13 protein-coding genes and 1 pseudogene are annotated in these 13,924 nt (G+C 39.1%); all 14 read right to left on the bottom strand.

Annotated elements, in window-relative coordinates; genetic code table 11:
• Positions 1-4: 4 nt before the first annotated feature.
• The 14 genes and pseudogenes from htpG to CH362_RS12680 all read right to left on the bottom strand — a co-directional run bounded on the left by htpG (position 5) and on the right by CH362_RS12680 (position 13,890).
• On the bottom strand, positions 5-1,834 hold the full coding sequence (gene htpG / locus CH362_RS12740; RefSeq protein ID WP_100710724.1) for a molecular chaperone HtpG: 1,830 nt from the start codon (positions 1,832-1,834) through the stop codon (positions 5-7).
• Positions 1,831-3,426, bottom strand: coding sequence for a BatD family protein (locus CH362_RS12735; protein ID WP_100710723.1), 1,596 nt, complete (start codon positions 3,424-3,426; stop codon positions 1,831-1,833). Before CH362_RS12735 ends, htpG begins: the two co-directional genes overlap by 4 nt.
• Positions 3,423-4,148, bottom strand: a complete 726-nt coding sequence (batC, locus tag CH362_RS19510) for a TPR repeat-containing protein BatC (RefSeq protein ID WP_341865082.1) — start codon at positions 4,146-4,148, stop codon at positions 3,423-3,425. The genes CH362_RS12735 and batC overlap by 4 nt, the downstream gene beginning before the upstream one ends.
• Positions 4,134-5,132 (bottom strand): annotated as a pseudogene (gene batB, locus CH362_RS19505) (VWA domain-containing protein BatB); the annotation flags it as partial. The pseudogene batB and the gene batC, both read right to left, overlap by 15 nt.
• Positions 5,129-6,073, bottom strand: coding sequence for a VWA domain-containing protein BatA (batA, locus tag CH362_RS12725; RefSeq protein ID WP_100710885.1), 945 nt, complete (start codon positions 6,071-6,073; stop codon positions 5,129-5,131). The pseudogene batB and the gene batA, both read right to left, overlap by 4 nt.
• Complete coding sequence (locus tag CH362_RS12720) at positions 6,070-6,972, bottom strand: LB_053 family protein (RefSeq protein ID WP_100710721.1); 903 nt, start codon at positions 6,970-6,972, stop codon at positions 6,070-6,072. The genes batA and CH362_RS12720 overlap by 4 nt, the downstream gene beginning before the upstream one ends.
• Complete coding sequence (locus CH362_RS12715) at positions 6,969-7,793, bottom strand: DUF58 domain-containing protein (RefSeq protein WP_100710720.1); 825 nt, start codon at positions 7,791-7,793, stop codon at positions 6,969-6,971. The genes CH362_RS12720 and CH362_RS12715 overlap by 4 nt, the downstream gene beginning before the upstream one ends.
• Before the next feature lie 14 nt (positions 7,794-7,807).
• On the bottom strand, positions 7,808-8,818 hold the full coding sequence (locus CH362_RS12710; protein ID WP_100710719.1) for an AAA family ATPase: 1,011 nt from the start codon (positions 8,816-8,818) through the stop codon (positions 7,808-7,810).
• An 11-nt stretch (positions 8,819-8,829) separates the two neighbouring features.
• Complete coding sequence (locus CH362_RS12705) at positions 8,830-9,477, bottom strand: LIC20036 family protein (RefSeq protein WP_100710718.1); 648 nt, start codon at positions 9,475-9,477, stop codon at positions 8,830-8,832.
• A gap of 128 nt (positions 9,478-9,605) precedes the next feature.
• Positions 9,606-10,892, bottom strand: coding sequence for an LIC20035 family adhesin (locus CH362_RS12700; protein WP_100710717.1), 1,287 nt, complete (start codon positions 10,890-10,892; stop codon positions 9,606-9,608).
• A gap of 99 nt (positions 10,893-10,991) precedes the next feature.
• The gene (locus tag CH362_RS12695) at positions 10,992-12,080 is read right to left on the bottom strand and encodes a DUF1574 domain-containing protein (protein WP_100710716.1); all 1,089 of its coding nucleotides are present in this window, start codon (positions 12,078-12,080) and stop codon (positions 10,992-10,994) included.
• 44 nt (positions 12,081-12,124) lie between these two features.
• On the bottom strand, positions 12,125-12,490 hold the full coding sequence (locus CH362_RS12690) for a PLU-1-like domain protein (RefSeq protein WP_100710715.1): 366 nt from the start codon (positions 12,488-12,490) through the stop codon (positions 12,125-12,127).
• Positions 12,491-12,639: 149 nt separating this feature from the next.
• Positions 12,640-13,062 (bottom strand): SRPBCC family protein, encoded by a 423-nt coding sequence (locus CH362_RS12685; RefSeq protein ID WP_100710714.1) that lies wholly within the window; start codon positions 13,060-13,062, stop codon positions 12,640-12,642.
• Between the two features lie 15 nt (positions 13,063-13,077).
• Positions 13,078-13,890 carry an SDR family oxidoreductase gene (locus CH362_RS12680; protein WP_100710713.1) on the bottom strand — a complete coding sequence of 271 codons (813 nt, stop codon included), beginning with the start codon at positions 13,888-13,890 and terminating at the stop codon, positions 13,078-13,080.
• Positions 13,891-13,924: the final 34 nt, after the last annotated feature.

Below are 13,924 nucleotides of genomic sequence, written 5' to 3'. Positions count from 1 at the left end.
GGAATTAATCCGAGGAAAGATCTTCCAATAGATCCCTTTGGCGGCGGATTAAATCACTCAATTCATCCTCTCCGATCAACTTGGCGCCTAACAAGGCAAGATCGTACACAGAACGGGCTAATTTCTCCGCCTTCTCCGGATGTACACCTTTAGAAAGACCAAGTATATTTTTGACCAATTTAGATTTGCGATTCAGAAGAAGAGTATGATTCTTTAGGATATCACCTGGTTTCTGTCCATACATTTGGCCCATCTCTGCCAAACGCCTAAGATGTTCCGGTAATAAAATCACGGAAGGAATATCCTCAGACTTCAAAGCCTCTGTTTTGATTTCCACGCCTTCTCTTGCAATTGCCTTAGTGAAAATTTCCTTAAGCCTATCTTCAGTAGTTTTATTATCTTGGTCCGCAAGATCAGGGCTTGCATCCTTATCCAAAACTTGATCAGCAAGTTCTGAATCTACTCTTTGGAATTTTAGATCAGGATTTTTACCTTCTAAAAACTGTAAGAAATGATTATCTATACGGGAATCCACAAGCAGAGCTTCCAGTCCTTGTGACTTGAGAAGGTCCATATACACAGAAGAAAGTTCCGCTTCTCCCGCATAATATACTTTGCCTGAATTTTTTTCCTTATTTCTTTCTACATATTCTTCTAGTTTCGTTAAATCACCGTTAGATGATTTGAAGAAGATGAGATCTTTTGCTGACTCGTAAAATTTCTCATCAGTCATCATTCCGTACTTAACGAATAGTGAGATCTCATCCCAGTTCTTACGGAATTCATCCGGATTTTTGGTCCATTCTTCTTGTAGTTTGTCTGAAACTTTTTTAACGATATGAGAAGATATCTTTTTTACCAAAGGATCATTTTGTAGATAAGATCTGGAAACGTTTAGAGGAAGATCCGGAATATCAAGAGTTCCTTGTAGAACAGTCAAAAATTGAGGCACTAACTCTTTTGCTTCGTCAGAAACAAATACATGATTACAATAGAGTTTAATCCCCATTCGATTTGCATCTAACTCATGTTTGAGTCTTGGGAAATACAGAATACCTTGTAACCTAAAAGGATAATCCACATTTAAGTGAATGTGAAATAGAGGTTCTCCAGCGAAAGGAAATAGATACTGATAGAACTCATCATATTGTTCTTTTTTAACGGAAGAAGGTTGTTCACTCCATAATGGAGTTTGTTTATTCGCCTTCTCCTCTTTTACGTAAATTGGAACAGGAAGAAAGTCACAGTATTTACGAACGAGCTCTTTCAGTTTCCAAGAATCCAAATATTCTCCGGAATCTCCATCCAGATATAAACTGATCTTGGTCCCTCTTTCGGATCTATCGCCAGATTTTAAGGAGAATTCGGTGCCCGATTCACTTTCCCAAACAACAGAGGCACTTCCTTTTTTATAAGACTTGGTTTCTATTTTTACTTTAGAAGAAACCATAAAGCTGGAATAGAATCCCAAACCGAAATGTCCAATGATCTCAGGCTTGTCCCCTTCTGATTGGTATTTTTTTACAAATTCTTCTGCGCCAGAAAATGCGATCTGGTTGATATAACGGTTCACTTCTTCGTCGGTCATCCCGATCCCGTTATCTTGAACTGTTAAGATCCTGGCTTCTTGGTCAAAGTCCAGATCGATCCTATAGTCCGTTCCTCCCTCAAATTCTTCATTCAAGGAGATTTTTTTAAGTTTAGCGATCGCGTCACATGCGTTAGAAACCAATTCTCTTAAGAATATATCTTTTTCAGAATATAACCATTTTTTAATGATAGGGAAAATATTCTCCGTTTCTACGGAGATCCTACCTTTTACTTCTTCGCTCATTCGGATCCCTCCTCTTTCAATTTATCAGACAACCAATTTGAGATCCTAATCAGAGTTGTTTTGGAAGAAGGTCCCAAACTTTTATAGGTTTCAGTCAATGGAACCGTGTCTGACTTCCAACCTGCGAGAAGACTTGCTTCTTCCTCCGGTAATCCCTTGGTCATCACAGAATGTTTCAAAACAAAACCTCTTTTGGAACCTATCCAGAGGTCAAGTCGTTTCAATATTGCTTCAGCTTGATACTTCTTGCGCAGGCTCAAAACTGTAAATGCACCTGCTCCCACAAACATGATAGAAAGAAAAATGGAACCTAATAGAAAAGACCCGCCCTTATTTTCGGTATCTTCAGTTGCAATTTCCTGTTTTGGTCTAGGAGGTCCAACCTCTAACCCTGGAAAACGAAGAGAAACCGATTCGTATCTTCCTGAACTAGGATTGAAAAATATAAATTTCAGATCGTCCGGCTTCCAAACACCTTCTTTTTTAGGAAGTACAGAATAATGATAAGAATGATTTAGATAAAATCCGAATTCCCCTGGACCAAGCTCTCTGAAATCTCTTTGCTGCCTTGTTTGCAAGTATGTAATCTCAGGGTAACAAGCAGGATCACACACACTCAATAAAGGATCTTTAATAGAAGATAGATTTCCATTTCCTGAAATAGTTAACTTAAACTGAAAAGGTTCCCCTAAAAACGCCGCCTTAGGATATTCTTCTAAACCTATCTTAAAATTGCCAACTGCACCTTTGAATTCCGATGGAGAAGGAGAAGGCAGATCCTTTACTATAATTTTACTAGGAACAGTCTTAATACTTCTCATATGAAAGAACGACTGTTGTCTTCCTTCCAAATGGAATACAGTAGAACCTAAAGAATATTCTCCCTTTCTCAAAGGAGTTAGGATGAAAGTTTCTTTATTATAAACTGCGGTTTCAAATTCTAATCCTTCGTAAATCACCTGTTCTGGGATCAAAAGGTTAATTCCAGAAAGCGCTTCACTTCTAAAATAAGGGAATTCAATAGAGCTAGAAAAATCCCGATCTATATAAGGACGTATCGCATTTCTATAATATAAGGTAAAAAATCCTAATATAGGTTCCCCTACCCAAACCTGATCTTTGTTCGTTCTGAATAGAACTTTTAAGTCCCCATCTTCAGGGCCTTCTGTTTCTTCGCTAAAAAAGTAACGATTCGAAAAAAATCCGGAAGATTTATTTGCAGTGGAACTTCTGGGAGAAATTTCCAAGGCCATCATTCCTGATTCTACTTTTTGTCCGTCCACTTCTACTTCTATTTCTGGAACCGAAAAACGTCCGGGTGCAGAGACAGTTAGTCTGTACTTAATTAGTTTTTTACGATATACTTTGAAGTTTACAATCGTGGTATTTTCTTCAGTGCCCCAATAGACTGCCTTTATCCCTTGTCCGTTAAATTCCTTTTCGATCAATCGGACCTGAGCGCCACCTTCCGTTTCTAAAATGATAAATACTGCGTCTCCCAGATCTGCTCTGGTTTGGCTGAGATAAAATTTGGAACCTTGTGCAAATAATGGAAAAGCCCCTAATAATAAAAGAAGAAGGAAACGTTTCACCAGAACACCTCTTTGTTCCGAGAACCTGGGCTTCTTCTTTTTACTGAATCCAAATCCATGGATTCCATGATCCGATCCAATTCATCTTCCATCTTGGATTTGTTTTTATCTTTCGGATCTTTTCCTACGCCAGATTTGGATTGTTTCTCCGACTTCTCTTTTCCTTTGGAACCTTGTTTAGATGCGGAAGATTTATCTTCTTTTTCCTCAGATGTACTTTCTTTATTTTCTGAACCCTCTTTTCCTTCCGGAGGAGGAAGTTTGCGCAACCATTCTAAGTTCTTTTTAGCAGATTCCAAATTTGGATTTTCTTTTAGAGAACGAAGATAATGTTCTGCTGCTTTTTTACGATCTCCCAACTTTAAATAAGAATTCCCTAAATTAAAATGAGATTGTGCTCTTAAGTCTGGATCCTTTGAGTCTGCAGACTTTTCGAAATGACGAATTGCTTTCTCTAAATTTCCCGATTTGTATTCACAATCTCCACGATTGAATTCTAATCTAGGATCTTCCGGAAAATAAGGATCTGCTTCTTTATATCTTTCTAAAGAATTTTTATAATCGCCTTGTTCGTAGGAGTTCCTACCTTCTTTGATCCGATTTCCACCTGGGTCCAATTCAAAGGAATAAATATCTCTTCCCCAAAATGAGAAGAGGAGTAACAGAACAGGAGCGACCTTTTTAGAAATTCTAACCAAAAATTTTCCCCAGAACTCTAACACGAAAAAATCAAACAACAAAAGTAGAAGCGCAGGTATTAAAAACTTTTTGGCGCCTTCTGCCCTTCTTAAATTACGAATTCTTTGTCCTGTGTTTTTTTCCATAGAACCGATCCAGGATTTTATATCAGAGATCTCTGGGCTTTCTGAATCCAATGATAAAAATCTACCTCCATTTGCAGAAGCCAGCTCTTTTAAAAACCCTGGATTAGATTTAGAAATAATAACACCTGGAGAATTTTGATAAGGAGCCAAGGATCCATCCTTAGTTAAAAATCCGTATACTTTGGAGCCATCTTCTGAATATCCGATAGGGCCTCCTGTTGGAGTTCCTACAGACCAGGCCCAAACCTCTGCGGGGAATTTTACAATACCTGGAGAATCCAAATCTTCTCCATCAGAGATTAAAACTAAAATACGATTTCTTAATACCTGATTAGAATTCAAAACTTCTTCCGCTTTTTTGAAAGCAGATTTTAGATCTGTTCCTCTATCCCCTACTATATCAACATCCAGGCCTCTTACATATTCCGAAAATGCACGAGTATCCGAAGTCATAGGACAATACACAAAAGGAGAAGCTGCAAAAACGATCATACCAAATCTGTTCCCGTTCAACTGAGGAAGAAGTCTTAGGATTGTTTCCTTAGCTCTAGTGATCCTCGAAGGACGAGTATCTACAGATTGCATAGAAAGACTTACATCCACCAAGAATAGAAAATCCACACCTCTGGAGACTTCCTCTTCCTTAGACTTCGTTGATTCAGCTCTTTGGTAGGCAAAATAAGAAAGATAGAATACGGAAGCGAGTAATAAGATCCTTACAAGTACGATATAAAAAGGTGGGACCTTAGATTCTCTCTGCAGGCCAGGATAGGATTTTTTCCAGCGGCTCCAGTAAAAATAGAATACTAGCTTAAATAATGAATAAGCGAAAAAGATCAGCCCAAGCGAGATCCAAAAAGATTCTAAAAAAGTTTCGCTCATACGTAATACCGAAACACCCAAGACCGAACAAGCAGGTCCAAGCCCAATAACGCAAGTGCATAGGTTAGAAAAATTAAGGACTCCGATTCTCTAACTTCTTCTGGAGGTAAGATCAAAAGATCTTTTTCTAAAGAGTCTATAGAAGCTAAAACCTCTCGGAGTTCGCTGATATCTTCTGCCCTATAAAATACTCCTCCCGTCCTCTTGGAAAGTATATCCAAAATTTCAAAATTTACTTCATAAGATTGGTCTTCTTTTCCAATGCCTATAGAATAAATTTTAACTCCCACTCCCTTCGCGATCTCTGTTGCTGTCACTGGATCTATACGCCCAGTATTAGAAGCACCATCAGTTATGAGCACTATCACTTTTGATTTTGCAGGAGACCTGCGTAATCTATAACATGAAAGTATAAGTGCATCACCGATAGCAGTTCCTTGTTCTGGAACTGTTTCTTCTTCTGCTTGGCTTAATATTTCTTCTAATACTTCTCTATCGCTTGTCAAAGGAGACTGCAGATAAGCTCCTCCCGCAAATACGACTAGGCCTAAACGATCATTTTCTCTTTTTCTAATAAACTCTTTGAGTAATTTTTTGGAAACTCCTAAGCGAGTTTCAGGTAAGAAGTCCCTACTTTTGGACATGGAACCGGATACATCCAATGCCAAAATGATATCCACTCCCTTGGTCTCATCCGGAAGAAACCTATATCTTTTTCCAGGACCTGCCACTGCAATTACAAACAAAGTTAAAACGATTGGGCGAACTAGTGGAGCCACAGAAGATAAAAACCGTTTTATTGAGAATGTTTCTGATTGGACCTTGCCGGGGATCCTAAGTTCTATTCCTAATGCAGGCTCGTTCTTCCAATAAGAATAAAAGGTCCAGATCCAGATCGGAAATATCAGAAAAAGATAATATGGAGACTCCCATTCCGTCATTTGGAAAGTGCCTCCTTCCAATAATCCCATGCCTTCAGCGCTTCTGAAGAAGAGATTTCCACTTCTTCTCCTGAATATTGTGCCTTACGGAAAGTATTTTCCCAATTTTTAGCTTCCTCTTCCTCTAATCCGAAAGAATCATATATACGTTGGAATAATTCTGCCTCAGTAAGATGCGCGAATGGGGCATTCATCCTTTTAGACATATTTTCACGGATATACCCTGATAAAACTCTATAAAAGGTCCTAGCAAATACTGGAGGAGCATTGATGATCTCATCTAATTTACTTTCGTATATTAAAATTTTCTGAACCCATGGATCTGCTTCAACTAGTGCATCCATAGTTCTTTTAGATGCAGTTTGATTTAAATACCAAGCATAGAAGACCCCTAAACCTAATGCGGCCAGACCTGCAAGGATTGCCGCGAGTTTCCAGCCATATTTTCCTGAAAACTCAAGAGGTGGTAGGATCTCCTCAGGAGTTTTATCCTTCTCCCCTAAAGAAGAACGAACAGTCATGACTGCTTCGGAATGGAATTCTTTTCCGTCTTTATCCTTCCAAATAATAGGAAGAGAAAATTTTCCAGAAGCATAATAAGAGACACTCAATTTGATCTTTGTATCTGAAATCTCAGCAGAGATTACTTCGAATAAGGGAAGATCTGGAGAATCCGGATCAGGGTACATTCCTTTGGACGGGATCTCAGGATTCTGGACTTCTCCTTGTTGGAATTCCAACAAGTATTCAACCTGCTCTCCAATCCCTACTTCCTTAGGTTCAAAATCTTCTTTCCAAGCAAAAGCAGGAGCCGCGAAGAATATCAGGGATATATAGAATATATAGTAGAAAAATTGAATACGATCCAAGGATCTCAGACGGAAAACTCCCGCCTTCATGACATACTTCTCCAATATTCCAGAAGTTTGTTTGGATCAGTATCTTTTCCTTCTAATTCCAAACATCTGGCTTTGAATAAAAACTCCAAATTCTTTTGAATATTTCCTCCTACAGGAGAAGGGACAGCGCCGGTTTCCGGATCTTTTAATAAAAAAAATTGGAAAAAACCTCTAGGAGCATTCTCTTCCAAACGGTCCTTAAATCGGATTGCATGTAAGGTATGAAATCTTCTAAGGCCTGTAAGTTTTTTCAAAGAAGGAAGTCCATGAAAATCAGAAAGTATATAAGAATCAGTGTATCTTCTAATCCTATTTTTTAAAAGTATGAATGGAAGTTTTGGATCTGTTTTTAATTTTCTATGTGGATAAGATCGGACCTTCTCCAATGAAGAAAGTGCTTCTTCCGTATTTCTAATATAACCTGTTTCCCATTCTAATCGATCTGAATAGAGTAGGATTTTAGCAAGATTCCCTTTTCTTACATAAAGTAAAACTAATAGAGCCAAAACCTGGAAAGCATTTTCTGCCTTGGTCCATTCTGAACTACTCCAATCCATGGACTCTGAAACATCTAAGAAAAAAACTCCAAGTCTTTCTTTCTCTTCGTAAAATTCTCTTACATGTAATTCTCCGAATCTAGAGGTAACATTCCAATCTATCAGCCTTGTATCATCACCGACTGCATAAGGACGGACATCTTTAAAGTCCACTCCCCTACCCTTTCTGGAACTTGTGGCCGTGCCTTGTCTATTCCGAAGAGAAAATCCTCTCTCCTTAAAATCCAAAAGTTGGATCAGGCTTTGGTATTCTTTGCGGAACATTTTAGTTAATTAGATCAAAGCACCTGGGTTGCATCCGAAACAATCCGAACCACAGACTCTATCCCTACATCTTCAGAGATTGCTTCGAAAGTAAGTAAAATTCTATGACGAAGAATTTCAGGAAGAACAGCCTTCACATCTTCCGGAGCAACATAGTCTCTTCCTTCCCATAATGCTTTTGCCTTGGATGCTTTTAGCAAACTCAGACTTGCTCTTGGAGAAGCACCATGTTTCACATAAGGAAGAAGATCTGGCACAGTCTTTTCTTCTGGACGAGTATTTCTTACCAAACGAACTATATAACTTTTTAATTTAGGTTCTACATGAACCCTATCCACAAGTGAAGAGATCCTTAGAACATCCTTAGCAGTTGCAGTTTTTTTAATACGTTTTGGACCGGTAGCGAGGTTACCATGTTGCTCCAAAATCGCGAGTTCTTCTTCCATATCTGGATAATCAACAAGAACCTTCATAAAAAAACGGTCCATCTGTGCTTCTGGTAATGGATAAGTTCCATCTTGATCGATTGGATTTTCCGTAGCTAATACCAAAAAAGGTCTCTCTAAAGGAAAAGTGTTCTCTCCAATGGTGACAGTTCTTTCTTCCATACATTCCAAAAGAGCAGATTGCACTTTTGCAGGTGCTCTATTAATCTCATCTGCAAGTAAAACTCCAGTGAAGATTGGACCTTTGCGAGTATTGAATTCTCCGTTTTTAGGATTGAATACAACTGTTCCGATCAAGTCGGCAGGAAGAAGGTCCGGTGTAAACTGAACTCTTTTGAAATCTAGATCCAATGCAGACGATAAAGATTTTGCCAAAAGTGTTTTAGCAAGTCCAGGCATCCCTTCTAACAGAACATGCCCTTGGCAGGCCAAAGAGATGAGTAGATTTTTAACTACTGCTTCTTGGCCAGTAATCTCTCCAGCCAGCTCTTGGCGGATCCTATCTAATGTATCCTTTGCAAAATGAATATCAGATTCAGTTAAAGGAATATTCTCACGATCTTTGGCGATGGATTCCATAATATTTCCTATTAACGTTCCGCAAGCCAACGGCCGGAACTATTCGTACCTTGGTATGCACCTTGAATTTTTTTACCGTCCAAATCTCCGGTGTAAGTTTGGGTGAAAGGAACATTACTTCCTATCTCGGAACATCTTGCTCCCGCGCAAGACCTTACAAAACGGATAGATTTACCTGTGACTCGAATTCCTGTGAGGAATTCGTTTGATCCTTTTCCCCAATTTGTAAAACGTAAAGTGGCTCCGATCCCTCCGGTCTTTCGAGGGAATATACTCAATACACCTTTGTGAGTTCCAATTTGTATTTTATAAGTACCTACAAATGATTTTTCGGAATCACTCAAAGGTACCTGGTTAGGATTCAAACTCTGAGCATCTTCCAGAAATTCTATCTTTTCCACTGTTTCCAGAGGAATAGAAAAGTCAGGATCCTGCAATATTACATTTTTAGAATTTAAGGAAACCAGTGTTCCTTCAGTAAAGGATCCGCTATAAGTTACTTTTGCCTGACGATTTACTGAACTGCAGCCTCGGACGAAATATCCAAGCAGGAAGAATAAAGGAGCAGCGACCAATATTCCTAGGCTGATTTTTTTGAGATCGTTATTTGTGATAATTTTTTCCAAGGCGAGGATTCCCTTTTTCGACTCTGAGTCCATGTTGGAATTCCTACACAGTTCAGAGAAGAATTTTACAGACTGAGAAAAGCCTTTCTAAATATTATAAGCCCGGAGAAAAATCTCCGAGCTTTTTATACTTAAGAAACTGAGTTACTTAAGGTGCAAGATTACTTACAGCCTTGTAGTTCTCCCATTTTAGGATTTTCTCTACCGTTCACGTAATATTTTTTACCCTGAGGTGTCGTCCAACAATCGTTTTTTTGGTTTGTCCCAGGCATAATCGGCCCTTGCCCAATCTTTGCTCCAGACTCGTCATACTCGACCGCAGTACCGTTTGCAGCGATTTCAAAGGACTTCTTGCCGTTTTTATAATATGCAAACGGGAAATCAGGCTTATATTTTGCCTTTAGCTCATCCGTTTTTTCATCCATCAATAAGAGGTCGAAAAGAAGTTTTCCCTTTCCTTGGATTGTTCCGTCCTTATCGTATACTTCTGCGGAACTCATCATCATTTCGTTCATCATGGTTCCTTTATACGCTGGATTTCCAGTACTCCAATAGAAGGTCCAATCTCCCTTACGAGTATGATCTCTCTGTCCTTCTGCAAAAACCTTTCCGTTTTTGTAATATTCTTTCCAAGCGCCTATTCTAAGAGACTTTCTATCAGGACCGGTTCCTTTCGGAGCATAATTACCTTCTGATTGAGGGGAACCATTCTCGTAATAGTTTTTCCAATAACCCGTTTTTAGATCATCTGAATTGTTTCCTTCAGAAGAGACAGTGTTCCCGTCTTTATGGTAATTCGTTTCTTTGCCGCTTTTTTTACCGTCTTTAAAATCGATTACGGATTTTTTAGCTCCGTCTTCGTTATAATAATCTTTCCAGGTGCCTACTTTTTTATCGTCTGCGTAAGTACCTTCGTCGCTTAAGATACCTTTGTCTGTTTTAGACCAGTATGGTCCATTCTTCTTGTCAGCTTTGTAAATTGTGCTTTCAAGTTGGGTTCCATCTTTTGCGAGTTTTTTCTCCTCACCTTCTTTTACGCCGGCAACGTAAGGAGTCTCTCTTAAAGTTTCTCCTGTTTCGTATAATGTTTTCCAGATACCGTCTCTTTTATCGTCTTTGTAATCACCTACACGGGTTAGAACGGAGAATTTATTTTTTTGAAGATCTTCCTTCTCTACATATTCTTTCCAAGAACCATTACGTTTTAGTTTTTTGATCTGATCAGGAGTTAATGCGCTGACTTGGTCAGGAGTGCAAGGTTTGCCGGAACAGTCCAGGTTAACCGGACCTTCCGCTTTTAAATTGAATGTTTCTTTGAATTTTTCTACTCTGATATTCGGCTCTAAAATTTGGAACTCGGCATCCTTGCCCTTGTTCTCAACGACACTCGTAGAAGAACAACCGATCAAAAGAGAAATTGAAACCGCTGTGGATATAATTTTTTTCATGGGTTCGCCTTTTGGGGAAAATCTAACGAAGCAAAATTAAGGCAGACAATTCCTCTCGTCAACCTCCTTTCCCCGGCGAAATATATAGAAAGAAGCGGATTACTCTCCGGAATATCTCATTCTTAAAAAGCGCAAGAATGGCCGGTAACAGTCCACGGCCATATGACCACTGTCCGCAAAAGTATTACACTCGTAGTCGGTTGCTTCTGCCATATCTATGATGGGTATGCCGAACTTTTGGTTAATTGGGCGAATTCTTTCCCACCAAGGAGCAGGGATATTCAATTCTTTTAGAAGATTTTCCAGAGGAAGAGAAACTTCGGGACGGACAACAAGGGTAGGAATTCCCTCTGACTTCACTCTATCCAGGATCTTTTCGTAAAAGGAGAACTGCATTTCGGAAGGAGAATATTTCGGATAGATCCAACCTATTGTGCGGATAGAACTTGCTTCCAATTTGCCGTAGTCCTTCTCCATAAAACCACCGGCAGGAGAGATCGCATTCCCCTTGTCTCTTTGCAGAGATTCTATGGTGAGTCTTTTGATCAGGTCGGCTTGTTCGAATTTTTTATTGGTGAGGTGAGCATAAACATTAGTGATATAAGGTTTATTCTTACTTACTCCAAAAAAATAATTTCCCAAATAATAGTTCACATTTTCCTTACCCAGGTCCCAGGCATTAGAAAGAACGAATCTAAGATCGAAACTATTTGCTAAATTCGATTTTTTGAATGTAGTGCTGTTTGCGTTGAATTGGAAAGGGTCCGCTTCTAAAACCAGATAGTCAGGTTTTACACCTGCTTCAAATAATCTTTCTAAAAAATAGAGATAATACGCAGGAGTAGTTACTGCAGAAGAAAGATTATATACCTCCCAATCAGGATAGAAGTCCAAGATCTCTTCGTTTTTGAAGTATAACATCCTGGAAGATCCCATAAGAAGTACCAATTTTTTGTCGGACTTCTTCTCAGCGTTCTTGCCGAACTTGGAGATCATTTCTTTTAGGAGATCTTGTTTAACATCGTAATATATATAAGTTAATTCTACTTTTACGTAGTCTCTGACCTTATCCAAAAAGAAAATTTTATCTAGAGCGAATATGAATATAAAAAGAAGTACAGGATAGAAGAGAAAGGGATGGGTGAAAAAATTAATTTTTTCTTTCTGTGGCAGTTCGTTCTCGGACACGAACTCAAGACTCCCCGGCTGACCGGGGATGTCAATAGATTATATCAAGCAGTCGCGAGAGTTTCTGTAGCTCTACGGCGTTTTTGAAGATCTGCTAACCATTCTTCGCTTGATTTGCAATATCCTACCAAACGTTTTACGTGCATACGACGCTCAGGATCTAAGATCTCTCTCGCTTCGCGGACAATCTCTTCTACTATTTTGATATGAAAGGAGAAGTGGCTGGTGAATAGGTTAAAGTATTCTTTGTCTGTGGCGAGCCAATCTTTGGATTGGATCTCATTTAAGAAATTTTCCATCTTAGAGATATCTGAATCGAATTCGGACTCATACGGAGAGTTTAAGATCGAAATCGTATCTGTGATATCCGTAAGACTTTGAAAGTAAGAGTCTAGTTCTGGAAGGTTCACTGTATACCGCCTTGAAAAGCAGCTCGCGGCCCTGGCCTCTATGAGAAAAGACCGCGAACACCCTATGATCGGGGCTCTAATGTCATCTTTTTTTAGGGACCCGAGAGTTCAAGCGGAAAACAAAAACATAATCCGACACTAAAGAGATATCAGTTCTTTCTGAGGTATTGAAGCAAATGCATACTTTCTTCGTCCCAGCCTTCAGAAGCTGCTTCTATCCAATGGTCGAATTTTTCTCCAGTCGGATATCCTGAGTTGGTGAGTTTTAGAAGAGTGGAATCCTCTCCTTCTTTTTCAAACTCAAGCTTGAGTTCTATATCACCTGCTGGATGGTCTTGCCATTGCAATATCAACTCCTGGAAAGGAACGATCTTTTTATAAATACCTGTAGAAGTAAGTTCTCCTTCTGGACCTAAATTCCAAGTCCAAGAGAAAGTGCCGCCAAGTTTAGGACGTCCAGTTACCTTATCTGCCAACCAATGGATTAGCTCCTCGTTGACAGTAACAGCGCTCCAAACTTTTTCCAAAGGAAAATCATATTTAAATTCTTTAATAATGCTTCTAGTTTCCATATAGACTTAAGTCCTTTAATGAAAGTCCTTATAAAGTTTTTTATATAATACTTTTTCCAAAAATGAAGGAGAGATATTTCTCATCCATTTCATGAAAAATCCACTTTTATCCATTACAACAAGTCTTGAGTTCGGATCCTCAACAGAACGGATCATCTTCTCTGCAACTTCTTCCGGAGTTTTACTCTTGCCGGAGTAATGGGATTCCCCCAGCTTCTGGCCATCCCCATCTATACCATTTGCTCTTAGTTTTGTTTTGGTATAAGGAGGGCAGAATATAATAAATCTAAGACCTTCTTCCGAAAGTTCTATACGTGCAGATTCCATAACAGCGTGTAACGCAGATTTGGAAGAAGAATAAGCGCTTCTTGCAGGGACCCCGTATAATCCGCTAACTGTAGATGTTACCATGACTGCTCCCTTGTTCTTTTTCAAAAAAGGAAGAAGTCTCATCGTGAGGAAAACAGGACCGAAAAAGTTCACATCAAACGCCTGTCGAAATGCTTCTATCTGAGTTTGATCAAATCTAGAATGAGCAGTTATACCTGCGTTATTAAAAAGAACATCGATGCCATCTGCAAGTTTCGCCAACTTAGCAACTGCTTTGTTGATCTCTTTTTCAGAAGAAAGGTCCGCCTGAATATGGAAAATTTCCGCAGCACGTTTCTCTTTCTTCTTAGAAATTTTACGAATAAGCTCAGGCTCTGATCTGGAAAGATTGATGATCTTACAAGGAATCTGGGATAAACTTTCTAATAAAGCTTCTCCTATCCCGGAAGAGCCTCCGGTAATTACGATTGTCTTGCCTTTCCAAAGATCAGTCCGCATCGAGCTTATTCTTTTATTATGTACGACCTATTCA

Source organism: Leptospira saintgironsiae, from assembly GCF_002811765.1.
Lineage (GTDB): Bacteria > Spirochaetota > Leptospiria > Leptospirales > Leptospiraceae > Leptospira_B > Leptospira_B saintgironsiae.
The sequence above is the reverse complement of the archived record's forward strand: the minus strand, read 5'-3'. Positions and strand labels throughout refer to the sequence as shown.

Coding starts and splice junctions, on each gene's coding strand:
- batA (WP_100710885.1), bottom strand. CDS start 6,073: ATGACGGAATGGGAGTCTCCATATTATCTTTTTCTGATATTTCCGATC.
- CH362_RS12710 (WP_100710719.1), bottom strand. CDS start 8,818: ATGGAATCCATCGCCAAAGATCGTGAGAATATTCCTTTAACTGAATCT.
- CH362_RS12685 (WP_100710714.1), bottom strand. CDS start 13,062: ATGGAAACTAGAAGCATTATTAAAGAATTTAAATATGATTTTCCTTTG.
- htpG (WP_100710724.1), bottom strand. CDS start 1,834: ATGAGCGAAGAAGTAAAAGGTAGGATCTCCGTAGAAACGGAGAATATT.
- CH362_RS12700 (WP_100710717.1), bottom strand. CDS start 10,892: ATGAAAAAAATTATATCCACAGCGGTTTCAATTTCTCTTTTGATCGGT.
- CH362_RS12720 (WP_100710721.1), bottom strand. CDS start 6,972: ATGAAGGCGGGAGTTTTCCGTCTGAGATCCTTGGATCGTATTCAATTT.
- CH362_RS12715 (WP_100710720.1), bottom strand. CDS start 7,793: ATGTTCCGCAAAGAATACCAAAGCCTGATCCAACTTTTGGATTTTAAG.
- CH362_RS12680 (WP_100710713.1), bottom strand. CDS start 13,890: ATGCGGACTGATCTTTGGAAAGGCAAGACAATCGTAATTACCGGAGGC.
- CH362_RS12705 (WP_100710718.1), bottom strand. CDS start 9,477: ATGGACTCAGAGTCGAAAAAGGGAATCCTCGCCTTGGAAAAAATTATC.